Origin of the sequence: Desulforhabdus sp. TSK (assembly GCF_022836495.1) — a bacterium.
GTDB lineage: Bacteria > Desulfobacterota > Syntrophobacteria > Syntrophobacterales > Syntrophobacteraceae > Desulforhabdus.
In genome coordinates this window covers 25120-36749 of the sequence record NZ_BQXM01000044.1, presented here as the reverse complement: position 1 = coordinate 36749, position 11630 = coordinate 25120, and the positions used below count along the sequence as shown (strand labels likewise).

Genomic DNA, 11630 nt, shown 5'->3' with positions numbered 1-11630 from the left:
GACGGGCGGGGGAGGGGGAGGGGACCTGCCCTCCGACGCCGCACTGCTCCTCCGCATGAACCCCGGGCTGGTCTTCGGGTCGGGGCTGCACCCTACCACCAAGGGCTGCCTGCTGGCCCTGGACCGTCTTTTCCGCAGCTACTCCGTCAAGACCGTCGTGGACCTGGGGACCGGTACGGGAATCCTCGCCGTTGCCGCAGCGCTGCTTGGCGCCGCCCGCGTCACGGCTCTCGATTGCATCCCCCTGGCCGTGCGCGTGGCGAGGGACAACGTCAGGGCCAACGCTGTGGAGCATGCCGTGGACCTCGTCGTGGCCCGAGAACTGAAAGCCCTGCGGGAGCCCTCCGAGCTTCTCCTCATGAACATCGAATGGCCCTGCCTCCGCGAAGCTCTCGCAGGCGAGGAGTGGCAGGCCTACCGCTGGGTGGTCATGAGCGGCTTCCTCACGGCTCAATGGCACGTCTTCCGTTCCCTCCTTCCCGCGGATTGCCAAATCCTGTTTCAATTTCCGCTGGAAGACTGGATGACGGTGGTGGTGAGCCCACCCGTAAAATGAAAAGCTCTGCGATAAAATGCTTTTTGAGCGTTCCCTCTTGATGATAGGATGCCTGCGGTTCAGGAAATGAGGGCGGCAGATGTCGAAGGTCGTGAGGCAATGGGCCATTTCATAGTCAGTCATTGTTAACCTTGAAATGTGGAGAATGCCATGACGCGATTCTGGATGAATTTACTGACGGTTGTCCTGCTTCTGGGCCTGGTCTGCCCGGCCGGTGCGGAAGATAAGAACATCACGGTGGGGATTTCTCAAATTGTGGAGCACCCGGCCCTGGATGCGGCGCGAAAGGGCTTCATCGATGCCCTCAAGGATGGGGGGTATGTCGAAGGGAAGAACGTGACCTACGACATCCAGATCGCCCAGGGGAATATGGCCACGGCCAACAGCATCGCCAAGTCCTTCGTGGGCAAGAACGTGGACCTCATCCACACCATTGCCACCCCCACATCCCAGGCGTGCGTCAACGCCACGAAGACCATTCCCATCGTGATCTCCTCCGTCACGGACCCCGTGGGAGCGGGGCTGGTGAAGAGCCTGGAGGCTCCCGGCGGGAATGTCACGGGGACGACGGACCGCAGCCCCGTGGACCGCCAGATGGATCTGATCCTGGAAATCGCGCCCCAGGTGAAGCGCCTGGGAGTCATTTACAATTCGGGTGAAGACAATTCCCTCGCTTCCCTCAAGCAGATCAAGGAGGAGGCCGCCAAACGGGGCATGGAAGTCGTGGAGGCTCCCGTCAGCAATTCCAGCGGGGTCTTTCCTGCGGCCAAGAGTCTCGTGGGACGAGTGGATGCCGTGCACATTCCCACGGACAACACAGTGGTTTCGGCCTTCGATTCTGTCGTAAAGGTCTGCATCGACAACCGCATTCCCCTCTTTGCCGCGGACACGGATTCTGTGCCTCGGGGAGCCGTGGCCGCCGTCGCCATCGATTACTATCGCCTGGGTCGCCAGAGTGGGGAGATGGCCCTGCGCATTCTGAAGGGAGAGAACCCCGCCACCATGCCCGTGGAGGTCCTGAAGGATCTGAAACTGGTCGTCAACAAGCAGTCGGCTGAAAAGATGGGCGTGACCCTGCCTGATCCCGTTCTGAAGCGTGCCGACCAAGTCCTGTAGGATCGTTCATCTCCCCCTGAGAGAGGACTTCGCCCATGTCATTCTATACCTTTATGGGGTCCGTGGAACAGGGCCTGGTCTACGCCGTCATGGTGCTGGGAGTCTATCTCACTTTTCGTGTGCTGGATTTCCCCGACCTCACGGTGGACGGAACGCTGCCCCTCGGGGCGGCTGTCACGGGGAGCCTCATGCTCCAGGGGTGGGATCCTTTCACCAGCCTCGGAATGGCTATGCTGGCCGGGGCCCTGGCCGGCTGCGTGACAGGGTTCCTGGCGACAAAGCTTCGCATCATGAGCCTCCTCGCCAGCATCATCACCATGACGGCCCTCTATTCCATCAACATCCGCATCATGGGGCGGCCCAACCTGGCGCTCCTCAACCAGACCACCATCTTCGATGCCCTGGCCGTTCCCGCCATACCCCGCTTTCTCCTCACCCCCCTGATCTTTCTTGCCGTTGCCGGCGGCTGTAAGCTGGTGCTGGACCTTTTCCTCCACACGCACCTGGGCTTGGCGCTGCGCGGTACGGGGGACAACCCCCAGATGATCCGCTCCCAGGGCGTGAGCACCGACAACATGATCCTCATCGGTGTCAGCCTTTCCAACGCCTTGGTGGCCCTGGCGGGGGGGCTGGTGGCACAGAGCCAGGGGTTTGCCGATGTGGGGATGGGCATCGGGACCATTGTCGCCGGTCTGGCTTCGGTGATCCTGGGGGAAAGCCTGGTGGGGAAGGAGAGTGTCCTGCGGCAGACATTGAGCGCCATCGTGGGCTCCCTGGTGTACCGTTTTGCCATTGTCGTGGCGTTGTCTTACCAGGTGGGATTCCTGCGGTTGACGCCCAGCGACCTGAATCTCATCACGGCCGTGCTGGTGGTGGTCTGTCTTACGATCCCCATGCTGCGCAAGCGCATGCGGTGGAAGCGAGCCTGAGAGAATCGCCTGGAGGAGGAGTTGAACATTGCTTCAAATCACAAACCTCAGGAAAGTCTTCAACGAGGGCAGCATCAACGAGATGGTGGCGATCCGTTCCATCAACTGCCTCGTGGAGAAGGGGGATTTCATCACGGTCATCGGCAGCAATGGTGCCGGGAAGTCCACGCTTCTCAATCTGGTTGCCGGCACCTTCACGCCCAATGAAGGGGATATTTTCATCTCCGGAGAGCGGGTGACGCATTGGCCCGAACATCGGCGTGCCGCCTACATCGGGCGGGTGTTTCAGAATCCTCTGTCGGGCACCTGTGCCACCATGACCATCGAGGAAAACTTTGCCCTGGCCGGGAATCGCGGCAAAAAGCCGGGTCTGCGCTGGGGAGTCACCCGTCGGGATCACAAGGCGTTTCAGGAAAAAATACGCCTCCTGGGCCTGGGCCTGGAATATCGTTTGAAGGACAGGGTGGGGCTTCTCTCGGGAGGGCAGCGCCAGTCTCTGACTCTGCTGATGGCCACGCTGCAGCGGCCGCGCATCCTGCTCCTGGACGAGCATACGGCGGCCCTGGACCCTCCCACGGCAGCGCAGGTCTTGAAACTGACCCAGGAGCTCATCCAGGAGATGGGGCTCACTTCCATCATGGTGACCCATAACATGCGGCATGCCCTGGAGCTGGGAAACCGGCTCGTCATGATGCACGGTGGGAAAATCATTCTGGATGTGGCGGGTGAAGAAAAGCGGAGGCTTACGGTTCAGGATCTTCTCAACGAATTTGCAAAATTGAAGGGGGATGCTGTCGCCGACGATAAAATGCTCCTCATTTGAGGGCCTTTTAGTACTACAACGAGGGGGAGCAATGTCTCGTTGTCGTATTTAGAACTGTCCCACAGGATGATAACCTTTGCCGGACTGTGTTAGACGTCGGCCTCGGGATCCGGCGGCGTAGGGGGCTTGGGGGGCTCCAGGCGCTCCTTTTCGAGGTCGGGGCTTCTTCCCCTCTTCCGCATGGCTTTCAGAACATTTTCAGGGTTCAAGGGAAGGTCCCGAACACGGGCTTCGGTGGCTGCAAAGACAGCATTGGCCACAGCCGGAGCGATGGGAGGCACTCCTGCCGCCCCGATGCCTCCAGCGGGTTCGCCTTCAGCCAGGAGAATCACCTCTATGGACGGTGTCTCCTTCATCGTGAGAACCCTGTAGTCGGAAAAATTCCTGGACGCCACTCCACCCTTGGAAAATTCGACCCGTTCCTTCAGAGCAGCACTGAGTCCGAAGACGATGCCCCCTTCTATTTGAGCGACGACTCCGTCGGGGTTCACGACCGTGCCGCAGTCCACGGCACAGGTTACTTTGATCACCCGCACGGTTCCCTGATGTTCATTGACGGATACCCGGGCCACCTGGGCGATGTGGGTGCCGTAGCAATAGTGGCGGGCCAGCCCGAGCCCCTGGCCGGAGGGTAACGTGCTGCCCCAGCCGGCTTTTTCCGCCGCCGCCCGAAGGACTGCCTGAGCGCGGGGGTGCCCCTCCAGAAGCTCCAGGCGGAACTGCAGGGGGTCTTTTTCTGCGGCATGGGCCAGCTCGTCCATGAAGCATTCCATGAAGAACGCATTGTGGGAATGTCCGACAGAGCGCCAGAATCCCACGGGAACGGGTGTATTGACTTTCGTATATTCCAGCGAAAAATGAGGGATGGAATAGAGCGTGTCCTGAAGTCCCTCGACAGCGGAAGGGTCTACTCCTTTGACGAAGCGGATGGGGGCGACGCGCTCCCAGATGGAGGGCGCCACTACCTTCTGAGACCAGGAAGTGATGCGGCCGGCGACGTCCAGCTCGGACTCGATGCTGGAGCAACAGGCGGGGCGGTAAAAATCGTTTTGCAGATCGTCCTCCCGCGTCCAAAGGAGCTTGACAGGCTTGCCCGTGGCCTTGGAGATGAGGACCGCCTCGCGTACGAAGTCGGTTTCGAGGCGCCTGCCGAATCCTCCCCCCAGGTAAGTCGTATAAATGCGGACCTGCTCCGGGTCGAGTCCGGCGGTTTCTGCCGCCACGCGCCGTGTGGCGGTCTGATTTTGGGTGGGCACCCAGAGGTCGCAGCGGTCCTGCTGCACGTGAGCGGTGCAGTTCATGGGCTCCATGGTGACATGAGCCAGGTAAGGCAGGGTGTAAACTGCCTGGATTCTCCGGAGGTTCGAAGGGGAATCATCCCTGGACGGTCTGTCTTCCCGGACCATTACTCCCTTGTCTTTCAGGCGCCTCAGGAGGGTTCGGTTCAGTGTTCGGGTGCTGAGCTCGGGATCGGCGGCTCCTTTCCACCGGACATTGAGAAGCTTGCGTCCCTGCGCCAAGGCGGCCAGGGAATCGGCGCAGAGGACGACGCTGGAGCCAATTTCAAAAATGTGCTTTATGCCGGAGACTTTTTGTACAGCCACCTTGTCGTAGGAGAAAAGGTTTGCTCCGTATGTGGTGGGGCGCACGATGTTGGCGAAGAGCATGTCCTGGACGAAGACGTCCATCCCGAATACCGCCGTGCCGTTGAGCTTGTCGGGAGCGTCCAGGCGATGCATGGGAATTCCAAGAACTTTGAAGCGGTCCCCCTGCTTGAGGACGGGCTTTTGAGGCACGGGCATTTTAGAGGCTTCTTCACTGAGCTGGCCGTAGGTGAAGGTGCTGCCCGTCTTGTGAGAGCTCCTGACGATCCCCCTCGAAGCTTCACAGGTTTCCGGGGGGACATCCCACAGCCTGGCTGCGGCAAGAATCAGCATTTCACGAGCTGCCGCACCCGCCAGCCGAAGAGCACCCTGCATGTGGACGACACTGGTGCTTCCCTCCGTTGCCTGAGCTCGTGAAACGGGGTCATGATAACGTTCCAGCGCCGGGGCGATCTCGAAACGGATCTGTTTCCAGTCAGCGTCGAGCTCTTCTGCGACGAGCATGGGAAAGGTCGTGACGACTCCCTGACCCATTTCCGATTTGTTCACATAGACCGTGACGAGGTTGTCCCGGGTGATCTGGAGCCAGATGCTGGGGCTGAATGCTTCAGGCCGTTTTACCGGGGGCTGGGCGGTGCAGACCCGATGCCCCGAAGGTCCATAAAAAACCGCAAGAGCGAGCCCCGTCTGGGCTAGAGTTTTTTTTAAGAATTCACGGCGTGTTATGGCATCAGCCACGGCGAATTTGCTCCCGTTCCACTACCGCTACCGCTCTCCGGATGGCTCGAAAAATACGCGGATAAGTTCCACAACGGCAGAGGTTGCCGTTCATGGCCTCGCTGATTTCGGCGTCGGTGGGGTTGGGGCTTCTGTCGATGAAGGCGGCCGCCTGCATGATCTGCCCCGGTTGGCAGTACCCGCACTGGGGTACCTGCTCGGCTTCCCAGGCGAGTTTTACGGGATGATCATCCCGAAGCCCCTCGATGGTGGTGATCCGCTTGCCCTGGACCCTCCCGACAGGAATGAGGCACGATCGTTCCGGTTTGCCGTCGATGTGGACCGTGCAGGACCCGCAGTCTCCCACCCCGCAGCCGTACTTGGTCCCCGTGAGCTTCAATTCTCCCCGCAGGACTGCCAGCAGTGGCACGTCCGGATTCACGTCGAGATCGTAATGCTGTCCATTGACTTCCAAAGTGATCATCGAATGTTCGCCCGTATGTGAAAGCATTACCGCAGCTTCAGTGACCATTGCCTGTAAGGCGTCGAAAAACTCACTAAATATGACATAGGAGGCACGAGAAGGGAATAGGCAAGGAATGACTCCCTCGACCAGATGGGTGACTAGAGTCGATGCATGCGAGAACCCTTGTTCCATAAACTGTTAGTGGTTAAAATGTTTTTGTAAATGAGCGGTAGTGAGCTGCTCTGTCTGTCAGGGCGTGGCTCAAACCGTAAGTTGTTAAACTGGAAGAAAGGGTGGTAACACAATGAAAGCTGGAATGGTGTTTACGGGAACAGGCCCCATTCTGATCGTGACTGCCTGTGAGTCCTTCAATGATTCCAAAGTGATCCGGCAGCTCAACGCCAAAGGGATACACAAATTCATCGCCTATGAAGTCCCCATGGACCGGGTCAAGGAACGGTACGGGAAGCATTTTGCCGTGGCCATGGGCGATCTGAAGCAGTCGGATGACTTGCGGGTGATCGACGAAGAAGGGGGGCGAGTCTTTTACAACTTTCCTCTGGGAATGCTCAGCAGCCCAATATGCCACGAAGAGACGACGGAGCTGCGGAGAGCGGCTTGAGATGAACTTCGTGGGGGCTGTGTAAGATGAATCTTTGGACGCGGGGCGCGGCATACCCCGCGTTTTGTGGGGAGGGGCAGGGGGACTTTTTCATAGTTCCAGAAGAGCCGAATGGATTTCGTCCTGCATTCCGGAGATCAATCCCGCAGGGTCGGCAGCCTGGCGGATGGGGCGGCCGATGACGACATAATCCGCTCCATTGAGGAATGCCTGCCGCACATCCACGACACGTTTCTGATCGTCCTGTTGATTCATGACCGGCCGGACGCCGGGGACGATGACAAGGAATTTCTCCCCCAGTTCGTTCCGCAGCCTGGGTGCCTCGAGACCCGAAGAAACGACGCCGTCGCAGCCCAGTTCTAAAGCCCGACGGGCTCGTGAGAGGACCAGTTCTTCCGGGGAGCATTGGAAGCCCAGGTCGCGCAGATCGCCCTGATCCAGGCTGGTGAGTACCGTAACGGCCAGGATCTTCACGTCGTGCTTGGCTGCCGCGGCAGCCCGCAGGATCGCATCATTGCCGTGTACCGTCGTGAGGGAAATGCCCCGATCTCTCAGCTGCGCCACAGCCGAAGCAACGGTTTGAGGCACATCGAAAAATTTGAGGTCCACCATCACTTCCAGGTTGCGCTTCACGATCCAGTCGATGATTTCGAAGCCGCCCGCCAGAAAGAGCTGCAAACCCACCTTGAAAAATTTGAGCCGATCCTCGAGCTTCAAGACCCATTCCCGGGCCTCGTGAGGAGATTCCACGTCCAGAGCAAAGATGATGCGCTTGTCCAGGGCGATGTCTTTGGGGAATGTCATCGACTGTACCGTACTTTCCTGCCCCGAAACACGGCTCAGGGCATGAGATAAAATGCCAGGGATTTTGGGATGTTGGGGTCACAGTATTCCACTCCCACCCAGCTTTCCGTGACGCGTTTCACCGCTGCGCTGAGGGTGACCGGAGATTGATTGGCGTCATCGAGGGAAAACTCGATTTTGACGATATCGCCGGGTTGAAGGCCGTGGGGGCTGGTGAAGCTGATCCCCAAACCCATTCGGGAAACATCTTCGACAAAAATCTGCTGGGAGCTTCCCTGGGAAAGGGCCTTCTTGCAGGTGCCGGGAATTTTGACCACTTTGCGATAGAATTTTCTCTTTTCAAAACTGACGAGGAAGCTATGGGCACAGGAGCATTTTACCTTGACGGGCTTGAACTGTTCGACGAATTTCGAGGCATCGATGGACTTTTCTTTGCCGCAATTGGGGCAAATGATCGTCGCCCAATTTTCCGGATTTGGGTAAATTTTTATGGCATCCAAAGATGAAAGCCTCCTGAAAGCCTGTAGTCCCTCCGCCCGTGAGGTGTCGGAGGACTCCCGCATTTCACTCACGTTTTGCTGAAACCATGGACGGTGCGGAAGAATTCTGTACCGCCAGGAACGTTTTATACTCGTTTCGGTTAAGAAGTTGCATTTTCAGGTCGCTCCATGCTTTTTCTAGGAGCGGCTTCCAGCCGCGACGTGAGCCGGTCGCGGCTGGAAGCCGCTCCTAGAAAAACGAAGCTTTTTATCCTCAACAAGTATAGATGCCGATAGCAAACCCGTCCGTAATTTGCAACGATTTAATGGGTGGTACGCGCTGTTTTCAGGAAATGCTTCGCCCGCGGGCGAAGGGGGGGACTGTTCTCCAATTCACGGCACGGCAAAATATTTTCATTGCAAACAACCCAATGAATTTGGTAGTTTACTAGATTCTGGATATAAAATATAATCCTGACTAATAAGCAAAATGATGCGTGCGGGTGAAAGCGGAGGCGGAAAAGTCCGAGTCTGAAGGAAATTGCAGAAGATCCCTTCCTCCATCCCCGAAAAATGTTAAGGATGCAGCATTCGCCATGATCGTGTTATGTTTCGGTCACTGCTCGCAGGATCCTCGTGCGGGCGGAGTGCGAGAGGAATGAGCGTTCAGGCATGGGCCATGCGCTGCCGGCAAAAATGGTTTCTGAGTGAGCAAAGGAGAAGTGAGTGCGATGTGTCGTTTATTCGCAGTGACCAGTGAGGAGCCTCGGTCCCCCATCATGGCGATTCAAGCCCTGGATGTCATGCGTGAGGGACATGACGGTTCGGGCGTCGGCCTTTACTTGAGTGATTTGGGTGGCCCCTTCGAGGAGCTCAAGGGCGCGCCCATCCTTTCGGGGATTTTCACCAATGAGGGATTGAAGCGCCTGGATCAGTTCATGATCAACATCGGTTTCATGACCAAATACAAACTGTCCATCAAGATTCCCAAAAATCCACCGCCTGGCGTGCCCAAGCGCGACATGTACCTGATCCGCGCTTATGAATATCCTGAGACCTGGGAAGGTTTGAGCCAGGATGAGCTGAACTATCGGCTCATGATGATCCGCATCCAGCTCCGGCAGATGGGGGACGAGAAGCAGGACATGATCGTCTACAGCTTCTGGCCCGACTCCATCATGCTGAAGGAGCTGGGGGATCCCCTCACCGTTGCGGAGTTTCTCCGCCTGGACCGCGAGGAGCTGCAGGCCCGTGTCATCATGGCCCAGGGAAGGCAAAACACCAATTATGCCATCAACCTTTATGCCTGCCATCCCTTCTTCATTCAGGGCATCGCCTCCATGACCAACGGCGAAAATACGGCTTTCGTCCCCATCAGGGAATTTCTCTCGTCCCGAGGGTTTCCCGGGTACATCGGCTACAATTCCGACTCGGAGGTTTTTACCCACATTCTCCACTTCACCCTGAATCGGCTGGGGTTGGGGCTGGAAGCTTACAAGCACATCATCACGCCCCTTCAGGACGCCGACCTGGATCAGCATCCCGACGGCGGGTTGCTGAAGCAGTTGAAACATTCCTGCCGACGTCTCATCATTGACGGTCCCAATTGCGTCATCGGATGTCTTCCGGACAAGACGGTGTTTATGGTCCAGGACCGCAAAAAGCTGCGCCCCGGCGTGGTGGGGGGAAGAGAAGGCCTCTTCGCCTTCTCTTCGGAAATTTGCGGACTGGATGCCGCAATCCCCGATCGTGACAAGAGCAAAGACTTCCAACCCATGCACCTGGATACCGTCATTGTGCGCCCTGATCGTCAGGAGGTTAAAATATGCAATCAAATGGAGCCATTACCCCTTCCACACTGAGTGTCAAGGACCTGCCCTGGCAGATCCACTGGCAAAAGGATAAGTGCACACTGTGTGGTCGCTGCACGGCAGTCTGCCCCGTCCATGCCATCGAGCTGGGCGTCCACAGGAAGAGGTCCCTGCAAATTCCCGCGCTGGGGGAGATCGGACTCAACAAAACCGCTCCTTCCAACGTGTATGAAGTCTACCACGGCGTTCGCCAGAGAACGGACCCCGCCTACGCCTGTGTGGGATGTGCCACCTGTTCCCTCGTCTGCCCCAACGACTGCATCATGCCGGTGCGTTCCGACGAGATGGACAAGTTCCGCTTTCACCTCAACCGGGGTGGACAGCCCCGAAACCGAGGCGGCCGCAGGAATGTCCCCGACACAGCCCAGGGCGGCGTCCTGGATCGCATCAAGTTCACGCGTATCTCCATGCTGACGGACCCCGCCCTGGATGCGGGACGTCACGAATTTGAACTGCGCACGCTGCTGGGGAGGATTCTGCCGCCCGAAGAAAACCTCAAGCTCTATCAGCAGCAGGGGTGGATTCCCCCTGTACGGGAAGTCTACCCCCTGATGATCGGGAGCATGTCCTTCGGGGCGCTCTCCCCAAACATGTGGGAAGGGCTCCAGATGGGAGTGGCCTATCTCAACGAGGAGATGGGCATGCCCGTCCGAATGGCCACCGGGGAAGGGGGGTGCCCCCCGCGTCTCCTGCGTTCCCGGTTCCTCAAATATGTCATCCTGCAAATCGCCAGCGGTTACTTCGGCTGGGACGAAATCATCCACGCCCTGCCTGAGATGAAGGAAGACCCCTGCGCCATCGAAATCAAGTACGGCCAGGGGGCCAAGCCGGGCGACGGCGGATTGCTCATGTGGTACAAGGTGAACAAGCTCATTGCGGCCATCCGCGGTGTTCCGCCGCGCGTCAGCCTGCCGAGTCCTCCCACCCACCAGACCCAGTATTCCATCGAGGAATCCGTGGCCAAAATGATCCAGTCCATGTACATGGCCTGGGGCTTCAGAGTGCCCGTCTACCCCAAGATTTCCGCCAGTTCCACATCTCTTGCGGTTTTGAACAACCTGACGCGAAATCCCTATGCCGCGGGGCTGGGGATCGACGGTGAGGACGGAGGAACGGGAGCCGCGTACACGGTGTCCATGGACCACATGGGGCATCCCATCGCCAGCAGCATTCGCGACTGCTACCTGAACCTGGTCAAGCTGGGCAAGCAGAATGAAATTCCCCTCATCGCCGGCGGGGGCATCGGCAAGAACGGGAAACTGGCGGCCAACGCCGCGGCCCTCATCATGCTGGGTGCCAGTGCGGTTCAGTCGGGCAAATACATCATGCAGGCGGCCGCCGGATGTGTGGGCTCGGAAGCCGACCGGTGCAATATCTGCAACATCGGCCTCTGCCCCAAGGGCATCACTTCCCAGGATCCGCGGCTGTATCGCCGGTTGGATCCCGAAAAAGTGGCCGAGCGCGTGGTGGATGTGTTCGTCAGCTTCGATGTGGAGCTCAAGAAGATCATGGCGCCGCTGGGCCGCTCGACTTCGCTTCCCATTGGAATGTCCGACGCTTTGGCGATCAGCGATAAGGCTGCAGCCGATCGTCTTCAGATCAGTTACGTGGTGTAGCCCACAGCGCATGGCTGACGGTTCGCC

11 protein-coding genes are annotated in these 11630 nt (G+C 58.3%); 7 read left to right on the top strand and 4 right to left on the bottom strand.

The window, feature by feature from the left end:
• The 4 genes from MWC30_RS19395 to MWC30_RS19380 form a co-directional block, all read left to right on the top strand.
• A partial coding sequence (locus MWC30_RS19395) for a 50S ribosomal protein L11 methyltransferase (RefSeq protein ID WP_244085859.1) occupies positions 1-556 on the top strand: 556 nt, incomplete at its 5' end.
• A 150-nt stretch (positions 557-706) separates the two neighbouring features.
• Complete coding sequence (locus tag MWC30_RS19390; protein WP_244085858.1) at positions 707-1672, top strand: ABC transporter substrate-binding protein; 966 nt, start codon at positions 707-709, stop codon at positions 1670-1672.
• A gap of 35 nt (positions 1673-1707) precedes the next feature.
• Complete coding sequence (locus MWC30_RS19385; RefSeq protein ID WP_244085857.1) at positions 1708-2601, top strand: ABC transporter permease; 894 nt, start codon at positions 1708-1710, stop codon at positions 2599-2601.
• A gap of 28 nt (positions 2602-2629) precedes the next feature.
• Positions 2630-3424, top strand: a complete 795-nt coding sequence (locus MWC30_RS19380; protein WP_244085856.1) for an ABC transporter ATP-binding protein — start codon at positions 2630-2632, stop codon at positions 3422-3424.
• Between the two features lie 89 nt (positions 3425-3513).
• Here the strand turns inward: MWC30_RS19380 and MWC30_RS19375 are convergent, their stop codons facing one another.
• Both MWC30_RS19375 and MWC30_RS19370 read right to left on the bottom strand, forming a co-directional pair.
• Positions 3514-5766 carry a xanthine dehydrogenase family protein molybdopterin-binding subunit gene (locus MWC30_RS19375; protein WP_244085855.1) on the bottom strand — a complete coding sequence of 751 codons (2253 nt, stop codon included), beginning with the start codon at positions 5764-5766 and terminating at the stop codon, positions 3514-3516.
• Positions 5759-6229: a (2Fe-2S)-binding protein gene (locus MWC30_RS19370; RefSeq protein ID WP_244085854.1), complete on the bottom strand. Its 471-nt coding sequence runs from the start codon at positions 6227-6229 to the stop codon at positions 5759-5761. Before MWC30_RS19370 ends, MWC30_RS19375 begins: the two co-directional genes overlap by 8 nt.
• Positions 6230-6515: 286 nt before the next feature.
• On the opposite strand from MWC30_RS19370, the gene MWC30_RS19365 reads away from it, so the two are divergent.
• Positions 6516-6833 carry a hypothetical protein gene (locus MWC30_RS19365; protein ID WP_244085853.1) on the top strand — a complete coding sequence of 106 codons (318 nt, stop codon included), beginning with the start codon at positions 6516-6518 and terminating at the stop codon, positions 6831-6833.
• Positions 6834-6923: 90 nt separating this feature from the next.
• On the opposite strand, the gene pyrF is transcribed toward MWC30_RS19365, so the two are convergent.
• Positions 6924-7637, bottom strand: a complete 714-nt coding sequence (pyrF, locus tag MWC30_RS19360) for an orotidine-5'-phosphate decarboxylase (protein ID WP_244085852.1) — start codon at positions 7635-7637, stop codon at positions 6924-6926.
• A gap of 35 nt (positions 7638-7672) precedes the next feature.
• Complete coding sequence (locus tag MWC30_RS19355; protein ID WP_244085851.1) at positions 7673-8137, bottom strand: PilZ domain-containing protein; 465 nt, start codon at positions 8135-8137, stop codon at positions 7673-7675.
• A 710-nt stretch (positions 8138-8847) separates the two neighbouring features.
• On the opposite strand from MWC30_RS19355, the gene MWC30_RS19350 reads away from it, so the two are divergent.
• Positions 8848-9978, top strand: coding sequence for a glutamine amidotransferase family protein (locus MWC30_RS19350; RefSeq protein WP_244085850.1), 1131 nt, complete (start codon positions 8848-8850; stop codon positions 9976-9978).
• Positions 9942-11603 carry a glutamate synthase-related protein gene (locus MWC30_RS19345; protein WP_244085849.1) on the top strand — a complete coding sequence of 554 codons (1662 nt, stop codon included), beginning with the start codon at positions 9942-9944 and terminating at the stop codon, positions 11601-11603. The genes MWC30_RS19350 and MWC30_RS19345 overlap by 37 nt, the downstream gene beginning before the upstream one ends.
• Positions 11604-11630: the final 27 nt, after the last annotated feature.